The sequence below is a fragment of the Sphingobacterium sp. HMA12 genome (genome assembly GCF_002933815.1).
Lineage (GTDB): Bacteria > Bacteroidota > Bacteroidia > Sphingobacteriales > Sphingobacteriaceae > Sphingobacterium.
On record NZ_BEYR01000006.1, the window covers coordinates 277,400 to 300,168 of the forward strand.

Annotated in this window: 14 protein-coding genes; all 14 read right to left on the bottom strand. The window is 41.1% G+C overall.

All coding sequences use genetic code 11. The annotated features are described in order from the left end of the window. Positions 1–4: 4 nt before the first annotated feature. On the bottom strand, positions 5–1,111 hold the full coding sequence (locus tag HMAT_RS23950; RefSeq protein ID WP_104385352.1) for an efflux RND transporter periplasmic adaptor subunit: 1,107 nt from the start codon (positions 1,109–1,111) through the stop codon (positions 5–7). A gap of 148 nt (positions 1,112–1,259) precedes the next feature. Next, on the bottom strand, positions 1,260–1,640 hold the full coding sequence (locus HMAT_RS23955; protein ID WP_158656085.1) for a hypothetical protein: 381 nt from the start codon (positions 1,638–1,640) through the stop codon (positions 1,260–1,262). Positions 1,641–1,798: 158 nt separating this feature from the next. Next, a complete protein-coding gene (locus HMAT_RS23960) occupies positions 1,799–4,087 on the bottom strand; it encodes a GH92 family glycosyl hydrolase (protein WP_199768749.1) in 2,289 nt (762 codons plus the stop codon). A gap of 289 nt (positions 4,088–4,376) precedes the next feature. Further along, positions 4,377–5,420, bottom strand: coding sequence for a PKD domain-containing protein (locus HMAT_RS23965; protein ID WP_158656087.1), 1,044 nt, complete (start codon positions 5,418–5,420; stop codon positions 4,377–4,379). 47 nt (positions 5,421–5,467) lie between these two features. Continuing rightward, positions 5,468–6,838 (bottom strand): DUF1735 domain-containing protein, encoded by a 1,371-nt coding sequence (locus tag HMAT_RS23970; RefSeq protein ID WP_158656089.1) that lies wholly within the window; start codon positions 6,836–6,838, stop codon positions 5,468–5,470. A 16-nt stretch (positions 6,839–6,854) separates the two neighbouring features. Continuing rightward, positions 6,855–8,591: an alkaline phosphatase family protein gene (locus HMAT_RS23975; protein WP_104385357.1), complete on the bottom strand. Its 1,737-nt coding sequence runs from the start codon at positions 8,589–8,591 to the stop codon at positions 6,855–6,857. A gap of 15 nt (positions 8,592–8,606) precedes the next feature. Continuing rightward, positions 8,607–10,223, bottom strand: a complete 1,617-nt coding sequence (locus HMAT_RS23980) for a DUF5008 domain-containing protein (protein ID WP_158656091.1) — start codon at positions 10,221–10,223, stop codon at positions 8,607–8,609. Between the two features lie 30 nt (positions 10,224–10,253). Further along, complete coding sequence (locus tag HMAT_RS23985) at positions 10,254–11,018, bottom strand: fasciclin domain-containing protein (RefSeq protein ID WP_158656093.1); 765 nt, start codon at positions 11,016–11,018, stop codon at positions 10,254–10,256. 11 nt (positions 11,019–11,029) lie between these two features. Further along, a complete protein-coding gene (locus HMAT_RS23990) occupies positions 11,030–12,577 on the bottom strand; it encodes a RagB/SusD family nutrient uptake outer membrane protein (protein WP_104385360.1) in 1,548 nt (515 codons plus the stop codon). A 12-nt stretch (positions 12,578–12,589) separates the two neighbouring features. Further along, the gene (locus HMAT_RS23995) at positions 12,590–15,748 is read right to left on the bottom strand and encodes a SusC/RagA family TonB-linked outer membrane protein (protein ID WP_233789553.1); all 3,159 of its coding nucleotides are present in this window, start codon (positions 15,746–15,748) and stop codon (positions 12,590–12,592) included. A 12-nt stretch (positions 15,749–15,760) separates the two neighbouring features. Continuing rightward, positions 15,761–16,873: a DUF5007 domain-containing protein gene (locus tag HMAT_RS24000; protein WP_104385362.1), complete on the bottom strand. Its 1,113-nt coding sequence runs from the start codon at positions 16,871–16,873 to the stop codon at positions 15,761–15,763. A 22-nt stretch (positions 16,874–16,895) separates the two neighbouring features. Next, the gene (locus HMAT_RS24005) at positions 16,896–18,002 is read right to left on the bottom strand and encodes a fasciclin domain-containing protein (RefSeq protein ID WP_104385363.1); all 1,107 of its coding nucleotides are present in this window, start codon (positions 18,000–18,002) and stop codon (positions 16,896–16,898) included. A 13-nt stretch (positions 18,003–18,015) separates the two neighbouring features. Further along, positions 18,016–19,530, bottom strand: coding sequence for a RagB/SusD family nutrient uptake outer membrane protein (locus tag HMAT_RS24010; RefSeq protein WP_233789555.1), 1,515 nt, complete (start codon positions 19,528–19,530; stop codon positions 18,016–18,018). Between the two features lie 10 nt (positions 19,531–19,540). Further along, positions 19,541–22,477, bottom strand: coding sequence for a SusC/RagA family TonB-linked outer membrane protein (locus HMAT_RS24015; RefSeq protein ID WP_158656095.1), 2,937 nt, complete (start codon positions 22,475–22,477; stop codon positions 19,541–19,543). Positions 22,478–22,769 lie beyond the last annotated feature (292 nt).

Genomic DNA, 22,769 nt, shown 5'->3' on the forward strand with positions numbered 1-22,769 from the left:
TCCGCTACAGCTTCCTTAATTTTGGATTAATCTTCATTCCATTACGCAAGTTTTGCACACCTTCATAGACCACTTGGACCTTTGGATCAAGACCACCTTCAACAATATAATAATGCCCTACACGAGGGCCCGCAACAAAGGGGGTCATCTTGACTGTACTATCAGGTTGCATCGTATAGACGTATGTTTTGTCCTGAATTTCAAACACCGATTTTTGATGTACAAATGCGTGCTCCCCAGTTTCCATTGGCACGGCAATCTTACCGGTTGCCCCATGTTTTAAGATATGCTCTGCATTGGGAAATTGTACACGAAGAGCAATAGAGCCAGTATTTGCTTCGAATTCACTTTCGACAATATGAGCGACGCCTTCATGTGGATATAAGGCTCCATTCGCCAAGATCAATTTTACAGTTTTGCGGGTCTCTTTACCATTCATTTTATCTTGCATCATGGTTAAGTATTCCCGTTCTGAAATATCAAAATATACGTTGACCCGACTTAAATCAGAAATCGTAGTAATGAGACTTCCCTCCGTCAGTAGCGAACCCTCTTTTAATAAAATCCGATCTATCCGACCATCAAAGGGTGCCTGGATAACCGTATAATCCAATCTTGTCTGAGCTTGGTTAACTAAAGCACGGGCTTCCTCGATTTTGGAATTGGCGGCCTTCAACTGAATTTTCAATAAATTGTATTCCGAAGGGCTAACAATATTTTTATCCACCAATTTTTGGGTTCTTTCCATCTCAAGCTTTATTTTCTGCGCTTCGGCAATGGAGTTATCATATTGCGCTTTCGCCTTGGCGAGTTCTGAACGATATTCTTCGTTGTTGTATCTGAACAATACCTGACCTTTCTTTACCCAGGCCCCCTCGTCCACAAAGATTTTATCCAAAAAACCATTTAGCTTGGATCTGATCTCTACATTTTTCAAAGCCTGAATATCTGCAATATATTCTTGGTAGACTGTAGTATCCATGACAATCAATGGTGTAACGGGAATATTTTTAATTTCTTCTTTTTGCTCGGCATTCGCATTAGAGGAACGACAAGAAGCCAGCATCCCAACCGTACCCAATAATAGGCACAGCGCAAGTAATTTCTTCATAAAAACGATAAAATATAAAATGTTAAACTAGATGGGAGCTACATTAATATTGCATAACAACGCAAGGAAACAACTGTCCTGTGACACGATTAACAAAAGTTAAAACAGTAGTTTTATAGACTCCGATAGAAAAGTAAAAGGAGAATACCTAGAAAGGCCGGAACCTATACAAGAATTCATAATATCCCGGTCGACAGAGCGTCTTTGACCGATAAAAAGGATGTACCTTATCCTTCGAAAAGCATAAGGCAGTAAATACAATCCCAAAAACAAATATAAAGATGGATAGTACCTGACTATTGACAGAAAATATACGATAATCGTCCTGCAATAATACTTTCTCTTCCTGTGAAGGATGAATAGGTTCTAAATCCAATACATCATCCAAAAAATATTCCACGATCGTTTCTCCAGCATGCAAAACCTGTCCTGTCGCTGATGAGAATGACTCATACGTCAAGAGATTGAGATACGCAAAGAGTGTTAGAAGATGGAATAATTTACCTAACATATCGAATTTTCGAACCACAAAGGTATGATTTTAAACTGCCAAGATTATTTTATTAATGTAAAAAAACCATGACAGCAATTGGATTCGTCATCATGGTTTTTTAATATTTTACATTTTATGAGATCAAACTGTACATTTCATTTGATCCTAAAAGGCATTTTTAATGAAGCTTTATCTTAACGTTTTTCATTACTGAAAGAATATGGTGCATCTTCTCTCTTGATGCCTCTATTTCTATTCGGCTCTGCACTCATCTTGAAATCCAGATTTGCACCGTCCAATAGGTCTGAATAACGGATATAGTTTTTATCATAAGCTTTTCCGTTCCAGAAAAGTTGATCCACATAGACCTGATCTATCCCCTGTTGCTTTGCATGGATATGCACTTCTTTTCCACCTTCGAGTTTCAAGGTCACCTTATCAAACTGAGGCGAACCGATCACATATTCTCCCGAACCTGGGGACACAGGATAAAATCCCAGTGATGAAAAAACATACCAAGCTGAGGTCTGTCCATTATCCTCATCTCCACAGTAGCCGTCTGGCGTCGGGAGATACAGTTTATCCATTATCTTACGAACCCAGTATTGTGCTTTCCATGGTTCTGCTGCATAATTATAGAGATAAGGCATATGTTGAATAGGCTGATTACCATGTGCATATTGCCCCATATTCATCACTTGCATTTCACGCATCTCATGGATCATGCTACGGCTTTTCATTCCTTCATAACTTGGGATAACGAACACGGTGTCCAACATGGAAACAAAAGATTTATTTCCGCCCATCAAGTCGATTAGACCCTGAGGGTCATGGAATACGCAAAAGCTCCAATGCCAGGCATTACCTTCCGTATACTCACGAGACCAAGCGCTAGGGTCAAAATTATCCACAAAAGAGCCATCTGATTTTTTTCCTCGCATCAACTTTGTCCTTGGATCAAAAAGATTTTTATAATTCATTGCACGCTGCGCATAAATGGCTGTTTCGGATTTTGGTTTCCCCAGCGTCTTTCCAAATTCATAAATACACCAATCATTATAAGCGTATTCTAAGGAACGCGCCACATTCTGGTCTACCTTTACATCTGCTGGAATGTATCCCAATTTGTTATAATATTCATGCCCAAAGCGTCCTGTAGAGGAATGTTTGGGATAGGCATTATGGGCTCCATGTTTTAGGGCCTCCCAAAGCAGCTCTTTATCATAACCTTTTCGATCGGTTATCAGGGCGTCTGTTACTATTGAAGCGGAATTATTACCGATCATAGATGCACGGTGTCCGGGTGATGCCCATTCTGGTAAATATCCACTTTCTTTATAAGCATTCACCAATCCCGCTTGCATTCGGTCATTCATGGATGGATAGAGTAAATTCAAGAGTGGAAACAAACTTCTGAATGTATCCCAAAAACCTGTATCCGTAAACATCTCACCAGGTAAAACTTGTCCGTTGTAGGGACTATAATGCATTCTTTTTCCAGAAGCATCAATTTCCGAGAAATCCCGGGGAAATAATGTCGAACGGTAAAGGCAGGAATAAAATGTACGTAAACGATCTATATTGGCATCCTCGACCTGAACACGACCCAATACATCATTCCATTGTTGCTTGCCCTCGTCGGCAACCTGCTCAAATGTTTTAGATGTCACCTCATTCAGATTAAGCGCTGCCTGTTCAAAACTAATAAAAGAAGATGCAACTTTAGCGACTACTTTCTCTCCCCTTTTTAATGAAGGGAAACCTACGATCGCTCCAGCGTGATCATCCCTAACTTCCAGCTGATTGTCTTTAATATTACCATTCGTTACACCCGCCTTGTAGGAAAAAGGCCGATCGAAAGTAATGATAAAATAATTCTTAAAATTATCCGGAACACCACCGCTATTTTTTGTCGAATAACCGATAATTTTATTTTCCTGTGGAATCACTTTAATATATGACCCTTTGTCAAAGGCATCAATAATCACGTACGCCTGATCAGTCTTGGGAAAAGTAAATTGAAATACTGCCGCCCGCTGTGAAGGTGTAAGCTCGGTCGTTACATCATGATCCGCCAGGTAAACGCTATAATAATACGGTTTCACAACTTCAGCTTTATGAGAGAACCAGCTCGCGCGTTTTTCCTGATCAAACTGTGGTTTACCCGTCATTGGCATCAACGAAAATTGGCCATAATCATTATTCCAGGGGCTTGGTTGATGCGTCTGCTTAAATCCCTTGATTTTATCTGCAGTATACGTATACACCCAGCCGTCGCCCATATTGCCCGTCTGTGGTGTCCAAAAATTCATTCCCCAAGGACGTGCAATCGCCGGATATGTATTGCCGTTTGACAGTTCATATTTAGATTCTGTACCGATCAGCGGGTTTACAAAGTCTACTGGTGAAGTTTGTTGTGCCAAACTCAGCCGAGTTACAAAAAGAAAAAGGATGCCGCCTGATAATTTTTTGATATTGAACATAATTGTTGATTTGGTCGATGCCATTTTAAAATCGCCTAAAAAGCTAAAACGTATTAGTAAATATAATCAAGAAATTTAAATATGGCGGACAACTGATCTATTTTCACAAGATGGTTACAATTCATACCGTTGTATTTGAAAATTCCAGCTATTTCGTATCATCTGGAATAACAAACAGCATTAAAGCTTACATTTTAATTAGCTGTAAACCTGAATGCTGTTTGTTAAAAATTATTCCACTATTTCTAGCACGCCTACTATCTGTTGCCGCTAAAATATTTTTCCCGAGCTATTGTGGCAACTCTAATAATCGGAACTCAGTCATTTGAAAGTTAGATCCCGACGATACGGCTTTCACAACATAACGATAGTAACTATACGCTTTTGTATTCACGAATGTAAACGGCTGCGATCTTCTCCGGTCGGTTGGTGCTGTGCCAAAGCTATAGCCTGTGACCGTATTCAGAGTTACCCAGGACTCGCCATTATCCGATCCTTGGATTTCCCAGTCTTTGGGATCGCGTTCGGGCGAATCATTTCCGGTCGTGATGGTATACGCATTGATTATCTGAGGTTGATAGAACGCAAACTGCCAGTACATTCCCGGCTGGTAGCCACCGATAAATAATTTAGTTGTCAGATCACCATCTATAAGCTTCTTAGACCCTTCATCAGCATTTGGTCCGCTGGAATTATCCTGCGAAATACGGAACGTATTATCAATATTGGTCAAGTCTTTGACGATCCCCAGATCCGTAAGTAATTTGGGAATTTCTATCACAGAACCTTTTGGTGTCTTGACGGCAAGTTTATAACTTGCAAACGTTCCAACGCCAATAGCTATATCGGCTTTGGCCTGATCGGAAATCTGTTGGTACTTGTCCTCATCCGTCATCACAGACCAAGTGACGCCTTTCACCGCAATATCGCTATCGTAGCTCAAGGTCAGTTTACCCGTCCCATTTTTTGTCGCATTGAAGCGCACCAATTTTTCTGCATCAATTGTCACCACCTCTTCACGTTGCGCCCAATCGCCATTTTCATTAAGAACCCGCAACTTCACAATAAAAGTTCCTGTGGTTAAAAATGTATGCTGTGGAGATGTTGTCGATGATGTACTATCATCGCCAAAACTCCAACGCGTTTCCGTGTAATCTTTGGATTGATTTGTAAATTCAAATGTAAAGGGATCATCCTTGGCGACCTGCTTAATTGAGAAGGCTGACTGAGGATTGGGAAGTTGCGGTTTTTCAACCACAACCTCCTTATCTTTACCACAGCCCAGTAAAGCAAATAGTAAAACTATACTATAAATATATCTTCCTAATTTCATGACTATAATTTTCATCGTTATAAAATAACACAAGTGAGAAGCTCAAACTACAAGAATTCAATCATCCGCCATTCCGAACATTGGAACAAACTGCTACCAACATTCTCCGTGATATTGAGACGATAAAATTTATAACTGCCCGGTCTCTGTACATTAAATCTTCGTGTTTGAATCCGATTAGGGAAACTTTCATTTGTCCTCGCATCGATAACTACCCAAGTGCTACCATCAAGAGAACCTTCTAGTGTCCAGCTCTTTGGATCACGTTCGATCGCGTCGTTGCCAGAAGTAAGTGTGTAGGCCCCAATTTTCAGTGTCCGCGTAAATGTCAATGTACATTGCAAGTCACCTGTAAAAGCACTTTGTAAAAATTTGGTACTTGTCAGATCATCGACAAATTTAAGACTTCCCTCACCCGCATTTGGACCGCCATTGTTATCCCTATTAACCGTTAACGTGCCCTCTTGCGTCACATCAAACTCAACAACGTTTGCACAATCAATTAAAATAGTTGTGTAGTTCTTTTTCGGATTGATGACATGCAATGTCGGATCTTTTAAATAGACAGTGATTGCTAGGTGTTTGTCTTTATTTTTTGCGATAATATCCCAAGGAACTGAAATATTGAAGTCCGCAGATGATTTATTGCCCAATACCTGCACACGTGACGGAAGCGTAAACTCATTTTCTTTCAGTCCCACCGTATTTGCGGGCAATATTTTCTTAGCTATCCAATTTGAAATAGAGTCCGTCGTACCACGTACTTCCACATAAAACCATTTACTCGGAAAGGAGGCCAATGAAACGCCTAGTGGGATTTCAATCCCAGAAGGTGTTGTATTATAATTATTGTGACTGCTCGCCAGAATGATGCTTGCGGGAGAATTCGTTATTGAAAGATAATGAATATCTGTTGCCGTTAGCAGAGTTTTGGAATCCAGGGTGACGATGATACTATTGGGATTGCCCAACTGATTGCCCTTACCTGGGTTCGTTAGTTTGTAAGAAAGTGCAAATTTTTTACCATACACCCGTTCTATTTCCGTTCTGGATATGGTGAGCACAAAAGATGCCGTATCTGAACCGTATTGAAATTTAACCACATTCGGGAAAGAAAAGGCCGAATTAGGCAATGTTATTACATCCTTTAAAGCTCCCGATTCAATAAGCTTCGTTACCGTGTCGGTATTCAGCTGGAGCTCGACATCAAAAGTTTTTGATGCGGGAGCGCTCAGCTTAACTTTCATAGGTACCTGAACATAATCATTGGTCTTGACCAAGTCTTTTCCCCCGCCTTCAGCAATGACTTGTACAGGACGGTTATCCTGCAAGTTAAATGCTTCAAGATTATCTTTCGAACAGCCCATAAATTGGCTATAACTCAAAATCATCGCCAAAAAATAAAAAAATCTCTTCATATTATCTTCTTTAAGATTATTTATCGATCCAAACCCGGCCATCCAACTGCCAGCTTTCCTGTCTTGCAATCTGTAGCCAACTAAAAATCTGCGCAGTAATATCCGTACTTTTAGGTACCAAGGTGCTGATGGTTTCCACGGAAGGAGCACATAGAAAATCATTGAGCTTTGATATTTCATAGCTTGTATTACCAACTTTCAGGGTATTTCCAAATGGGCCTTCGTCATAAAGTATACCGTCTGTAACCGTGCCAACGACCGGCCAATTCGCCGCTAACGTATGGAAATAAGGATGGTCCTCACTTATTCCCACCTCACAATTATATTGTGAAACAACTGACTCTGGCAAAGCGGTCTTCCAAAAACGCACATCCGCAATATAATAGTCGCCCTCATTCCAATTGCTACCGCCATTGACCAAGCCAAGCCGCAGCTTTGCAGGACTGTTAATCACTCCCCAAGTGCTGACATCCATTTCATTTCCTGGCAACCCATTTGTATAGGTTTTAATGAGCCGTTTTCCATCACTGGTTATAGATCCCACAACGGTGACATTATTCCAGGTTGCATTATTCAATTTTGGGCCGTTAACCTCCCCGCTTCCATTTGGACCACGTGCATTAAACATCCAATAATCATCTTTAAAGGCCATAATCCATCCATTGGTAGGCGCACCAGATTCCCATTTTTCACGTTTTCCAATAAAGGACGGATAATTTGGAAACTTATATGTATTATTTGGACCTTTGTTCTTTTTTACTTTTAATTCGATGGTGAATTCCCTATCCTTATCCCCTAGGTCAAAAAGCGTATCTGCCTCGCCCATTTCAGCAAATATGCCTCCTTTAAAGCGTAGAAAGTCTCCCGAAAATCTACTCCCTAAATACGGTTTATTGATAAATCTTGAATTATATTTCGGTGAATAGAATATGGTAAATGTATTGACATTTGTATTGCTAAAAATCGTATTGTCGTTTTGTGCTGGAGGAATTTCAAAAGGCCCACCCTTACTTGAGGTGATAATCACCAGCCAATTTTCCTTTTTAAAGGTCGACCGCTGTTCCAGTGCCTTTGTGATTTCGCCCACCTGCTTATCGAAGTTTTCAATGGCCATTTTATACCGCGCACTGCTATTATCATAGGCTGTTGCCTTTCCCGCCTTGTCAATTTCGGTAAAATGGGCTGTTAACATCGTTAAATCAGGCTGCTTCAATCCTTCTTTTACGGCATCAGCAACCGCTTGATCAGATCCTTCAAGCTTGGCGGCGGCTGTTGGAGCCAAATTATCAACAAACAATTTGGAGCTACTATACACTTTAAACTCGGGCGCTTTAACATTCGCAGCAATCCGCGTATAGACCGTAGGAAAAGTCTGTAGGTTATTATTGCTAAAATTGTCTCCCATCACCAAATGCTTGTTTTGGGTGACGCCGGTAATAATACTCGCTAAATCGGCTCCTGTCGCCTGCTTATCTTCCTGCTCTGCACTCAATGATACCCATGAATAAATGGCATGATCCAATAACCCGTTCATGACAGGAATATTGGCATTACGGACAGACTCACCTCTGGCCCCATCTGCTATTATCAGCAATACTTTTGGCTTTCCGTACACTAGATCTACTGTATCCTGCCCGCCCTGATTGTCCGGTATAACGCGTCCAAACTCATCCTTGCAGGCAACCATCGTCGAAATCAGCAATAAATAGATTAGCCACAAATGTATGTTTCGAAAATTATCTTGCATTTTCATCCGTTTAATTTTAGGTTATTGTTCCAATTTAATGCGAATCAAATTGCGCACTTCTTCATTATTAAATCGATTAAAAGATCCCATCAGCAGCAATGCGCGTTTTCCATCCTCCGTTTTCGTTTCGACAGCTTTGTTGATATATCCCGAAAAGTATCCCGAAGTATTATACGCAGCATTCAATTCGCCATTTGCATTTAAAATCATAAATCCATTACGGGCGATATTGTTATAGCGCACAAAATCTCCGGCCAGTACAATCAGTCCATCGCTTAGCTGCAAACCATACGATGGGTTTCCACCCTCGAATATTTTCGCCTGAAAAGAAGGATCCAACGTGCCATTTGCATTGAGCAAGGCGACTTTGACAGCGGTAGAACCATTGTATTTTGTAAAAGAACCGACGACCAGATACTTATTCGTCACACTATTATACGTGACCGATGAGATGTTGTAATCGGCGCCTTGTGCACCGGGGTTAAATGTTGCGTCTAAGGTGCCATTTTCATTTAAGCGGGCGATATATCCTTTGGACTCACCATCAAAACGGTTAAATCCACCATACACCAAAATTTTTCCTTTTAGTGGACCAACGGCATGATAAACTGTGGCAACATTGCCATTTCCACCGACAAACGATTTTCCATCAGGCGCAAATCTGAAAGATTTATCCAATGAACCATCCGTATTGAGCCGCGCAACATGCCTGATTTCCGTACTGTCCAAGATAACGGTATCTCTCGTTTCCAGTTTATTTGGCTTACCATAGGTGCGATGAATATAATACCTAAAATTTCCCGTCGCTAAAATCTTTCCATCTGATTCATAGATATTACCCACATTGCCGTCAAATCCACCATTAAATGCAGGGTAATATTTCAACGTATCCGTTTGACCGGGCCTACGGAATGGCTTGATGCCCATGGTGTCTATTGCACCTGTCATATTGATCCGGGTCAAGTTGCTGATATCAGCATTGCGCTGCCCATATCCAGAAAAAGAACCTGCCAAATAATAAAAATTACCAAACTTTAAAATGCTATTCAGTGAATTATTTGCTCCGGTTCCTATGCGAAAACTTGCATCGTAGGTGCCATCTGCAAATGTCCGCACCAAGCGATTTATGGGACGTATTGACCCCTTATTATTATAATTTGTAAAGGCTCCGGTAAAGATCATTTTACCATCCTCCAAATAGAGTACATCCGAAACAAAATTATTTGTTCCCACGCCCACCTGAAACGTTGCATCTATTGCCACATTTCCTAAAACAGTAAATTGTGGGCCAAAGAAAACGATATCATCAATTGTTACCGAAAGTACACCTGTACTTGCATACGGAGGTACCTTCAATTTGACATGATCTGCGGTCAGTTCAATCACATCGGCTTTTTCCCCATTGAATCGAATAACCGCTTTATCTTTATATTTATCCAATCCTTTGATTCGCATAGTTGTTTCCGTACCAGTTTTCCCAGACTCTGGCTGCATCTTATCTGTTGGATTAATCTCGATATCCAAAGGAGGTAGCCCTTCCTCATAGGGTGCAGAAAATGTTTTGTTATCCTTCTTACATCCGAAAAAGAGAAAGACAACAAACAATAGCGCAATATATTTCCACATGATTCTATACATAACGTCCATAATTTAATTCACAACTGGTTCTTAACGTTTACTTTCCAAAATATCAACCATAACTTCTCCTCTTCCATATCCAAACTCAGCTTTTGTATAATCGATAACGTGTACAACACCATTATCAGGCTGTATATCAGAAGAGGCAACGGGGCAAGAAATCCATTCCCTGGGTCTACTGATATCTGGGATATAAGAAATATGAAGCTGTCTATACCCCATATATTTTAGTCTGGTAATGTTATTTTTATCCGAGTCATTGATGGCGTCATTGTACACCACACCGATATTGGAAACAGTATTTCCAAACGACGTATAATTCTGTCCCTTATAGACATTCAATAAGTCGAAATCAATCTGCGGATAATCCATCAGTTTACGTTTTCCATTAAACATATACCGCAAAAGATATTTACGCCAAATCGTACTATCTATATCCGCCAGTGTTTTAATTGTGTCCCTCCCCAATTGGTACAGCAACATGTTGGCACCCGAAGGCCCATTTTGTGCATTTCCCCTTGCCAGACCAATCAACCTTTTGATATTCTCGTCTCTTGGTGCAAAGAAGGTAAATTCTTTGGTTTTGAAATCTTCTTCCAATCCAGCCAAACGGACGATCTGTGCAATGGAGTCAAATTCTCTCGGTTTTGAATCCAGATAGGCCATAATTGATCCCTCAAATTTCGCCTGCGCCAATCCGCCATCTTTGTAATAATCATCTTTCTTACATGACCCCGTGCAAAAAAACACTAGGGTTATCAAAATTACGTAGCTTATATTTTTTAAACTTCTCATAATACACATCGTTAATTTCCACTAGTCCAATATTCGTTCAATACGATTTTAGCATTAAAATTCTTGGCCGAAGCGTCCAAAGGCCATGTCCACGCACGTCGATTATACTGATCGATTGTCATGGGCGCCATTGTCCATTGCGGATTCAATATCCGTCGTGTTCGGATCAGATCAAAGTATCGTACCCCCTCACCGATCAATTCTCGGCAGCGTTCTTCAAAAATGAAGTTCTTGAGCTCAGTACCACCACCAGTATACCTCGTGGCTTCAGCTCTATCCCGAACAATATTTAATACATTGATTGCTTCGGCCTCACGTGCCGATCCAAGATTAGCCAAGGCTTCAGCCTCCAAGAGAAGTGCATCAGCGTAGCGAAAAATCATAAAGGTATTGTCCGGGTTTGAATCCTCATTTCCAGAAGCAAATACGTTGGCTGCAAATTTTTTAAGTACAAATTGACCGTCATTTGCATACATATCCTCATACCAGATTTCTTTTCGTTTATCGGCCGGTCCGTTCAAGGGATAAATCCGCGACATAAACACAGACGAATAATAAGCAATGCTAAATTGCTGGTTGTAGCGTGGGAACTTATATGGCCACCTCAAAAAGTGGTCCCATAAGGGAGCATAGGCATTATTTTGGTCGCCATAATTGATTGTACGATAAAACTCAAAAAGTGATTCTTCGGTACGGCCTTTGGAGACTTTAGCCCAATTTTCCGGTGTAAGTGCATACAAATAATGTGCGCCACTACCCCGCAACTCCTTGCCTAGAGCTGCAACGCTTTCATAATATTTCGTTGCAATGGATGGATTAAAGTTTGCATTCCACATTTTCATATGCATCAACAAAGCGATAATACTTCCACGGCTCGCCCTAGCTCCACGTTGTGAAGCATCGCCAAAAGTCCAGGGCATAATATCTTTGACCGGTTCCAGATCAGCGATGCACTTGTCGATGACGGACACCATGTCCTCTCTACCCAATTGCTGCGCAAAATAGGGATCAGTATAATAAACCACATCACCATACAGCCTAACCATCCAAAAATAGCTGAGGCAGCGCATAAATGTCGCCTCCGCCTTATAGCGATCTTTATCGGGGGCCGAAAGTCCGGGGATACCTTCCTCCAATTTAGAAATAAGAATATTACAACTTTGAATCACTTTGTAGTAGGTATCCCAGATACCGACTTTATACATCTGGTAGCCACTTGAGCGACCTCCAGGAGAACTATTGATATAAACCATGTTCATATTATTCGTTCCCAGATCCCGCAGAATCATCCGGTCGCCTGAAGAGGTCGGAGATGGAAATATTTCACCAGACCGAGCCTCTCCTATGGCACCCATCACCCAGGATTCATTCAATTTTTCAAAAAACTGGCTATAGATACGGGCAATATTCGCTTCAACATCCTCTTTGGATTGATAAAAATTGTTCCCTGTAAGCCGATCAATGGGCTCAACTGTCAAAAATTTCTTACAGCCCACAGTAACAAATACACATAGGCATATCATAACTGTGATTTTTCCTAAACTCATTTTAATTTTCATGACATCAACCTATTAGAAATCAATATTAACACCTACATTATATTGTCTTGGAACGGGATATCCACCAGAACCATCCCTTCCCATACTTGTAACATTCTCAGGATTGGGACCACTATATTTCGAAAATGTGTTTAAATTTTCTGCCGATACAAACACGCGTAGACGCTCCATACCATACCGTCTTGCCGCATTTTTTGTAAACATATAGGAAAGCGTTACACTGTTTAATTTAAAGTAAGACCCATCTTCAGCCCATAGATCCTGATCCATTCGGAAAGGGTTGATGTTCGCATACCGTTTAAAATCATAAGCATAGGGATACTTTGCTACATCACCAGGTTTCATCCACATGTTGATATCATCCAATGGGACTACTGCCTTATCTCCATAAGGATCACTCATCAATTGGAGTCGTTCCGCCAGGGCATTATTTAAAATTGTACGTTTGGCTGTATAAGATGCATATACATTTAAACCAAATGAGCCCAAAGTCTCATGATTGTAATTAAAATTCAATTGCATCCCACCTGTGATCAATGGTTGAGAATTCCCTGTACGCGCATAATCATTTTCATCTAAGATATAGTTGCCATCAAGATCGGCAATAATAGGATCTCCGGCCTGAAACTCGGTACCATTTGCCATCCGGTAGCGTCGGCCGGTCGCCGGGTCTACAGGTACATCTGCATCTGTGCTATATACCCCCCGGTTTAGCAACATATAATTGGACATGGTTGATGTTCCAACCCGAAAAACAATATGCTGCTTATACTTGTCATCATTCTCCCAACGAACAAACTGACCACCATAATGTTCCGGTAACTTGAGCAATACATCTTTATTATAGGCCCCATTTGCACCAATTGACATGGTAAAGCGGCCTTCGGTCCAAGGCCTGAACATCAGGGAAAGCTCATGCCCATAATTGGCGATTGCAGCAGAATTACTATTGACCTTTTCAAAACCCAAGGAAGAAGATAGGCGCTCTTCGAAAAGGATATTGTCCACCTTTTTATAATAAGTGTCATAAGTCATTTCAAACCTATTATTGAAGAGAGCGAGGTCTAATCCAAGATTATACTGTGTCGTTGTCGTAGGTTTTAGATTGGGATTTGGAATCTGCTCATAATTGATCCCGATACCGATCTTGTCATTGTAACTACCGGTAATGTCGTATTTGCCATAAACTCGTTCCAGCGTACTATTTGGCATCACATTTACCCCCCAACTGGTTCGCAGGGAAAGTAGGTTTATCCAATCGACCTCTTTTAAAAACTCTTCATGGTAGGCATTCCAGCGGAAACCTACCGCTGGGTTTTTGGTGTACAAATTTCCAAATCCGTTTTGAGAAGATCCATCCCTACGGTAGGAAAGATCTACCACATAGCGCTTCATGTAATCGTAGGTACCTGCAATCGCAAAAGATAGCCCACGTTCTTTTCCAAACCCGCGCCGCAATAGCCCCCCGCCTTTGGAGAAATACCCGTCAAAACCCAAAGGTCCTTCAAATTGATCATTTGGCGTACGTGCCTGTAATGCCGCATTTGCCTGCTTTTCTAAGGTGCGGATTTCATTGAACAAATTGAAGAACACAGTATGTTTTTCATTGAACGTATGGCTATAGTTGATCGAATTCCGATTATAAAGGGAATTATAGCGCCCGTAGTAGGCATACACCTGCGCAAATTGGCCGTTCGCAGCAGCAGGCGTAAAGGTATTCTCATTGTCAGAAGTAGACTCATAGCTTACAGTCGTTGTTGCACGCAAGCCAGACAGAAATTCATAGGAAGCTTCGATAAATGGTTTGATCGACTTGGAGGAATTATCATTCTTTGTTTGCAAAGCCGAGTTATATCCCGATGATGCCAGATAAAAGGAGGGCCCAGGGAGTAAGGTCGAGAATGTTCCATTGGTTGCAACTCCAGACTGCAATATACCTAAGCCATTTCCTTTACTTTTAGACCCAAGAGATGCATTTACCTGCGCTGTAAACCTAAATTTTTCATTTGGATAGTACTCAAAGCGCATATTGGCCATGTAACGATCAAAACCGGTATTTTTGATGATCCCGTTTTCATTATAATAATTCAGATTTGCTTTATAGTTCAACTTCTGGTTACCGCCATCAATGGCGACGTTATGCGTTTGGTTATAAGTTGTTGCATAAAATAAGTCCTGCCAATTAGTCGAGTTATTATAATAAGCATTCAAACTGTCGGACAACATGGGGGTCTGCGAAATTTGGTCCAGATCCAACTGAGATAAGGCATTGCCGTAAATTTGCATCAGTTTAAGGCGACGTTCAAGATTTCCGCCCAAAGTCTCCCGTAGTTTTGGTGGTGTTTTCAAAAAGAAATTACCCGTATACCGTACCCTTGGCACTTCAGAATTGCCGCGCTTGGTATTGATAATAATAACACCGTAAGCGGCCAATGAACCATACAACGATGTTGCTTGTGCATCTTTCAGAACCTCAATACTTTCAATATCTTCTGGCGGAATCAATGACAACGGACTAATACCAGGCCCCTGTTGACTGAGCCCCAACTCATTTGCCCGGTCAGCATCCATGGGTACTCCGTCAATGACATATAAGGGTGAGGTTGGCGTCAAAAACGATTGCTCTCCACTGCCACTGACACTAATGGTCGAAAGCCCCCGGATCTGCGTTGAGCCCCTAAACCCTGGAGCCCCGGTATTCACCTGTATATTTAACCCAGCCACTTTACCTTGCAGCAGGTTTTCAACATTGGCTGCAGGAATATCCTGAATTTCTTTCCCGCTAATTTTGGTCGAAGCGCCTGTCGTTGTCTCTCTAGGCCGCTTGACATAGCCCCGTACCACAACCTCATCCATCTGATTGTCCAGTTCCTTCATACGAACAGTTACCGTGCGGTCTGCCCGGGCTGTCATCGTAACCCCTTCGTAACCGATCAATCGAAATGCGATTGATGTGCCGGCGCTAACAGTCACGCTAAATGTTCCCGAAGAATTCGTCGAGGTTACTTCACGTGAGCTTTTTCCAAAACGCACAGTTACCCCGGCAAGCGCCCGCCCCTTATCATCCGTTACTTTGCCGGACATAATAATTGCTTGTGCAAAAGCCCCAACAGACAAAAGCATACACAACGCCAGTAAAATAAATCTGCTATAAAATATTTTTAATTGCATAACTTTCCGCTATTATTCATTATCAAATCGTGGATTTTCCCGTTGAAAATGGAAGACAATCTCCCAATCACCTTTAGTAAAAATTTTGAAGTTTAAACCAAATCCTGCCGTGATCAATATTCCACCAAATCCAACTCTAGAATAGCCAAAATCAATTTTTGCACTACTTCCATTGGTGTATTTGGTCGGATAATTGGTCAACGGAATTGGATATGCCACATCATATTGCACATACGTAGGTGTTTTCTTTATGTTGAAACCATGCACAAGTTCAGCCCAATTTGTTTCATTAAAATTTTCAGGATTAATTGGCTTCTTGTCTTTATCCCAAAAAACAAATCGCAGATTATGTCCATTGCCTCCATCGAAACGGCGGATATAAATAACTAAATCCTTGAATTCATCATTTGTCCGCAAAAGCTGGTTGGAAGACTCGCCATAAACGTTGTTCATATAAGCGGGCCAAATGTAACTTTGCTTCTTCGGGTTTTTGGGATCTTGTGGATCGGGAGCAACTTCACCATTATAGGGATTCTTGTCCGAATAAGGTTCATAATCCTGCACCCGCCAGGGAAGAATCATAAAATCTTTAACGATGGTCGAGCCACCGGAATTAGAGACTTTGAGATCAAAATAACGTATATTTTGAACGAGGTCAATGCTATCTTTAGAACGGGGTGGGATCAACTCATTGGTAGAAGAATTCCAAAGGATAAAGGTCCCAGTAGAATCCACTTCAAAAAGTGGACGATTGACCAGCTTGCGCTTGGCCTCAATTTCCTCCAGATTCTTTTCCGTACCATCATAACGTGTGATCCACTGGTATACAGGCTTGACCTGAAAAAGATCGTTGTAAGGTCTACCATCGCCATAGCGTGGATTGATAATCTCAAAATGCAATGGTGTGGTTGAGTGATCTGTATTGACCGTCCCCATAAGAGATGTACGCCCCAAAATGGGATAAAATGATTTTCCATCATAGGTCAGATTCACACTCAAAAATTCCTTTTCTTCCGGTAGATTGTATAATTTTTTACACCCGCTTAAGCCCGCACACAACGAGATCAATAAACCCCAGGAGCATGCATGTTTATATATCGTACTATTTCTTTTCGAAATTTTCATGTCTATATCTTGTTAAATTGGTTTATTGGTTGCGGTTCATCGTCCAATCTGCCAACTGGAAATCACCCCCACTATACATCCGGGCAATATTCAAACGATAGGTTTTATAGGCTGTAGTATTATTGAAGAAGAATACACGTAACTGAAACCGTTCGTCGAATACTTCGTCTTTTTTGGTATCTAAAAGTTCCCATTTGCCTGTTTGCTCGTTCAGTCCCTGCAAAGTCCAGTCTGTTGGATCTCGCGACTGAATATCGTTGGCAGACCGCAGCGTGTAACTGTTGGCCGCCACTGCGACAAGAAAATCCCATTGCAGATAGAATTGTCCTGGATTTGAAAGGAAAAACTTGGTCTCCGGATTACCATCAAATACATATTTGGAAGCTTCCACGGCATTTGGCCCGCCAGAGGCTTCTTTTGATGCTGATCCCACTCCACCAATTGTAACAAATAGATTCTCTGGTGGCGGGATATATATAATTTGACTGACAAACTTATTGAAACCAAAAACATGGTCTGGATTCAACACATGCACCACCGCATTGTCGGTCTGTATATTTAGTGAACTCGTCTCCGTGGTCACCCAGTTACGATTGAAAACAGATCTTCTGGTATCAGAAAAGTCGATGATAGTTGGTCCACCATCCAAGAATCCGGACGAAGCTTGTCGATTCAATCCAATATGCATCGGGTAACCATAGCGGATACCTCGAACATCTTTACCGTCTTGATTTAAAAGTGAATCACTCGAGGTCCGTCCTTGGACAATATACTGGCACATCAATGAGTCAAGTATTTCGTATTTTACCGAGGTCAGATACTGCGCTGGCTTATCCGAAACACTCAACGTATTATTTAGATTCTGAATAGCCAATTGAAAATTTGCGTTGGTCAATGCAAACAAAGTCACCGTGCTGTCCTCCAGTTTTTTTTGTAAGCCGATCCGATCAATCACCTTAATCAGCGAATCGTAGACCCCAGGTTTACTTTTCAGATAACTGTATAAATTGCCCTTATAAACTGGCTCTTTCGATATCGGCGAATAATAGCCTTTATCTTTGGCACAGGCATACAGCAAGACCAAAACTAAAAATGCATATATGCAGCGTACAAATAGGTTCTTTCTCATTTTTGTTGTTCCTTTACTTCCAGTAAGAATTTTGTGCTATCAACTTATTTTGGGCCAGAATTTCCTTGGCAATTGGCCAATAGATTCCATCGTTTGCGATTAGTCCGGCCAACTGCGGGTTATCATGTTTGATCTTTTCACGACGGATCATATCATACCAACGATGCCCCTCTCCCATCAATTCTCTTTTCCGCTCCAAAAAAATTGCATCAATTAAATCGCCATTGACCGTTTCGCTATAAACTTTGAGGCCTCTCCTTTCCCGAATTTCATTCAATAGTTCAATCGCTGTAGATTTCTCCCCCAGTACAGCAAGCGCTTCGGCGCGCAACAAAGTGATATCTTCCAGTCGGGTCAAAATTGTCGCACTGGTAAAAATTCGGAATGTCGGATCGGACGAACCGCCCATGATACATTTGATTTTGCTAAAAATGGGATATTTGCTATTAAAATTTCGGAAATAGACTTCCGTATTCGGATTTCCGAGTGTATCGATGCTAAAGCGTTGATCTTTTTTCTCGTTAAAGGTTTTTAGGATCGTCTCCTTGGGCATATAAATATCTGGAACAGATTTACTCACCACAGGAGAAGCAAGTGTAAGTTCTTCAATATGCCCTGTAAATGATGCTTCAACGTGTGCCCAGATATAGGGGAAAGCAAACATTTGTTCTGATCTTTTCTCAAAGAAAAATCCATTACCATCTGTTAAAAATGAAGTTGATAAATAATAGGCTCCCCCCTTTGAATAATTATTCATGATAAATTGTGTGTATGCGGCTGCATCCGCATAATTTGCCTGCCATGCGGCTAAATGTGCTAAGATGGCATAAGCAGAAAGCTTGCGGACCAATGCACCACTCCACCTAGAGGAGGCTTCATTGTAATAATTGCCTATTTGCTGTTCATCACCTGTACTATATGAATAAGGCAATACCTGTGCGGCATCATACATTTCCTTTTCGATCCAGGCATAAATTTTTAGGCGATCCTCCCGCGCTTTATTTTCAAAATTTCCATCGTGGGAATTCAAAATCAAAGGGACATCACCCCAGATGCGCACCATATTAAAATAGGCATAGGCACGTAAAAATCTTGCCTGGGCGACATCCACTACCAGATTATTTTCGGTATAGCGCAGATCTTTTGTCCGTACTTCCGGAGCGCGTTCCATAAATATATTGGCCGCGTTGACTACGGCAAACCAGCGCCTCCAATTGGACAATGCGCCTAAAGATTCGTAATTTGCCTTGAGGTCATTTTTAATAATAGCCTTTAAATCCTGCCGGTTTGGACTTTCGAAATCGCCCGAGCGGACTTCTCCATAGAGCCAATACGCATTATTGTCGTCCAACGCAGCTTTGGTTAGTCCATAGATCCCCATCAGACCGGCTCGGGTATCTTCAAGGGCATTCCACATATTCTCCTCTTTGACTGTACGGGAAGAATCAATATCCAACATTTTCTTACACCCTCCCAGAGTGAGTAAGAAGAATGGTAAAAAACGAATTATAAGATGGTATCTTTTCATTTTTTTTCGTTTAAAAGTCAACTTTAATACCTAGGGTATAGATCCGTGGTATCTGCATTTTGGACCCAATATCATAGCCGGTATAATCCACAATCTCCGGATCAACGCCACTATAGGACGTTATTGTCGCTACATTATTCGCAGAAACATAGGCATAGGCACGCTGGATACGTTGTTGCCGCCCGCCCAAAAGCGAAGTCAGATCATACCCCAGGGTAATAGCACGTATTTTCAGAAAAGACGCATTTTCTAAAAAAAGATCCTGATCCGCCTGGTAAGGAATGACAGAACTCCAAGGATTGTATAATGGATACTTACTATAATCGCCTCTTTTTTCCCAATACGTAATCTCCTTGATCGCATCTAATTTTTTAGCACCTTCATTATTGATAAAGTCAAATCGGGTCGCCATTTCCTGGTTAATTAATTCTCGTCCGATATTGTAGTACATATTGATCCCTAAATCCCATTTCCCAAGGACAAAATTGTTAGACCAATTACCAAACAATAAGGGTAAGCGGTGCCCCTGCAGCGTCCGGTCACTATCATCGATCCTATTGTCCCCATTCTGATCTTTCCATATTGGATCTCCGGCACGTAATTGAATAGAATTATAAGTCATTCCTTGCGGCACCTCGGCATCCGTTTTATAAATCCCGGTATTGGAAAGCAACCAGTATTGGTCAAGGGATTTTCCGACTTCCAATAGACTGTTGCCAATAACCAGCTGTTCTAGACCATTGGGTAGTGCTTTGAGCTTATTCTGATTGTGCGATACATTGAGCGCCGTGGACCATTTAAACCGATCGGACTGGATTGGATCAAGCCCAACAGTAAATTCAATACCTGCATTTTGAACGTCCATTCCTGCCATGTAACTGGATTTATAGCCATATTCGCTATAAGACGGAATATTAATAAGCTGATTTTTAGTTTGTTTCAGGTACACATCCAAGGAGACATGAAAGTTCCTTTTTTCAATTGCGTAGTCAAGACCTAAATTGCCCTGATCGGTGTAAGCCCAGGGAATATTGTAGCCTACCCATCCCGATTCATAAGGACGTACCAGTCCAGCGATGGCATTATATCCTGCAATTAGCTGGTTACCTGTAAACCCCATTTGAGCAACATAATTGGGCCCTTGCGCAAAATCATCAAACACGTTACTCAGGCCGATACGTCCAACGCTAAATCTGGCGGTCAGATCTTTCAAGCCATTATCGGAAACGAAATAGCTATTTTTGATATTCCAATTCGCTGAAAGCGAAGGTGTAAAAATCCAGCGTGCATCCGGCTGTGCATTGGAAGAACCATCTGTTCTCAACAGAAGTGAAACATCCACTTTCTTATCATAATTATAATTTGCCCGGCCATAAAAGGAGACCAGATTATGGCGTATACGGTCCAAAAACTTAAATATAAGTGCCTTAGGGTAAGCCGTAGCTTCCAAATAATTTGACTTGTTGGAATCATCCTCCAAAAGATTCACCTTAATAAAATCGTTTACTCCTTTGTAAGCATATGCATAATTATAGCGATAAGTATCCCATTGCAGACTATTTCCGATTAAAAGATTCAGGTTGTTTTTATCATCAATTTTCCAATCATAGTATGCCTTATTGTCAAAAATCGCACGTTGGTTATAACCATAATAATTAGATGCGAAATTATTGGATTCCATCAATTTACTATGGTAGAACTGGTCTCTGTAGCCCTCGTTGTAATCGACCATGCCCGTCGTTAGAAAATGGAAATTTCCAAAATCCAATTGCAGCTTTCCATATCCCTGTACAACGTTGGTTTTATTGTTATCGAAACCTTTTTTATAGTAACTTAAATACTCATTGTACACCTCTTTATTTGGTGAAAGAGGGGCAGACAGATCCGGAAAATAAGCCAATTGGGCAAATCTGTCCCTCATATTGAGATTACGATTCCGGTCCAACCTGGTAATATTGGCCTGCATCGAGAAGGTCAGCCAGGTAAGAGGTCGCATGTTTAAACCAAACAACGCATAATATTTATTTAGTTTTACCTTTTCCGCAACACCTTTATCCTGGGTCGATCCCGCCGCAAATTGAAAATTCGCCCGTGGCCCACCTCCAGAAAGGTTGGCATTTAAATTATATACCAAGCCATTATTGTAATAAGAATCTGTCCAATCTGATTTACCAAAATAGTTCATGTTAAGCGAATCGCTCAGGTATACAGGATAGGAATCGCCATCATCGTATCGGCCATTGGATGTATACAGATCATAAAACTGCTTTCTGAATCTATTTTCGTATTCTCCGTTGATTGTGGTCACTTGCGGCCGTTGCGCTAATCCAGTATACATGTTGACAGCAATACGATTTGTCTTGTCCGCTTTAGGTTCCTTTGTCTGTACGACAATTGCTCCATTGGCGGCATTGGGCCCGTACATAGCCATTGCAGCGACGTCTTTCAGTACTTCGATCGACTTGACCATATCAATATTGATATTAGCGAAAAGATTGGTCGCTGGACCGATGCGTTCAAGGTCGTAAGTCTGCACAGCATAGGCAAATGGATGCTCTCCGACCAATGGGATACCATCCACGACCACTAAAGGCTGGTTTTGAAACACATCAACATCAGAAAGCAATGGTCGAGAAACGCCACGAAAATACATGGGTTGTTTGGTTCCTGGTTCACCAGATGGCTCGGTCACGTAAACTCCCGTATTGTTTCCCTTAAGGTACTGCTGAAGGGATGTATAAGGTAACAAGCCTTGTTTCTTAATTTCAACAGGATTGACCTGGCTAGCTTTGATCTGAAATATGGAATCTAATTTTACAGTTCCAATCTGAAGCTTAAGACTATCTGAAGGAGATAATTGCTTATTATCCTGACCAGAAACAAAAGAACAGCAAGCATAGGACCATCCCAAGACGACAAGCCCACTTAAACACCTCTTTTTAATCATGTGCATAAGAATGATATATAATTAGGTTATTTTACTTTTCTAGTTTAATTGGTTATTTACCCCTGAATCAGAGGCTAATGGTGTTGATTATTCTGAGATAAGAAAATTGGCCAATTCTTTCTCAAAAAAACACGTTATGCAGTATCAAATAAAACTACCATCATCATCTAAGGTTTAAAGTGTATATAAAAAACGTTTTAGCATACTAGGGAATATCCTTCTGTCAAAACTGGTTTAATTGCTTAATTGGTCAGCACTTATCGCTCTTGGTTATATTGAAGATATATAGAAA

Bases quoted from the DNA above. Each gene is read 5' to 3' on its own strand.
- HMAT_RS23950 (WP_104385352.1), bottom strand. From the start codon at position 1,111: ATGAAGAAATTACTTGCGCTGTGCCTATTATTGGGTACGGTTGGGATG.
- HMAT_RS23960 (WP_199768749.1), bottom strand. From the start codon at position 4,087: ATGTTCAATATCAAAAAATTATCAGGCGGCATCCTTTTTCTTTTTGTA.
- HMAT_RS23965 (WP_158656087.1), bottom strand. From the start codon at position 5,420: ATGAAATTAGGAAGATATATTTATAGTATAGTTTTACTATTTGCTTTA.
- HMAT_RS23970 (WP_158656089.1), bottom strand. From the start codon at position 6,838: ATGAAGAGATTTTTTTATTTTTTGGCGATGATTTTGAGTTATAGCCAA.
- HMAT_RS23975 (WP_104385357.1), bottom strand. From the start codon at position 8,591: ATGAAAATGCAAGATAATTTTCGAAACATACATTTGTGGCTAATCTAT.
- HMAT_RS23980 (WP_158656091.1), bottom strand. From the start codon at position 10,223: ATGTATAGAATCATGTGGAAATATATTGCGCTATTGTTTGTTGTCTTT.
- HMAT_RS23985 (WP_158656093.1), bottom strand. From the start codon at position 11,018: ATGAGAAGTTTAAAAAATATAAGCTACGTAATTTTGATAACCCTAGTG.
- HMAT_RS23990 (WP_104385360.1), bottom strand. From the start codon at position 12,577: ATGAAAATTAAAATGAGTTTAGGAAAAATCACAGTTATGATATGCCTA.
- HMAT_RS23995 (WP_233789553.1), bottom strand. From the start codon at position 15,748: ATGCAATTAAAAATATTTTATAGCAGATTTATTTTACTGGCGTTGTGT.
- HMAT_RS24000 (WP_104385362.1), bottom strand. From the start codon at position 16,873: ATGAAAATTTCGAAAAGAAATAGTACGATATATAAACATGCATGCTCC.
- HMAT_RS24005 (WP_104385363.1), bottom strand. From the start codon at position 18,002: ATGAGAAAGAACCTATTTGTACGCTGCATATATGCATTTTTAGTTTTG.
- HMAT_RS24010 (WP_233789555.1), bottom strand. From the start codon at position 19,530: ATGAAAAGATACCATCTTATAATTCGTTTTTTACCATTCTTCTTACTC.
- HMAT_RS24015 (WP_158656095.1), bottom strand. From the start codon at position 22,477: ATGATTAAAAAGAGGTGTTTAAGTGGGCTTGTCGTCTTGGGATGGTCC.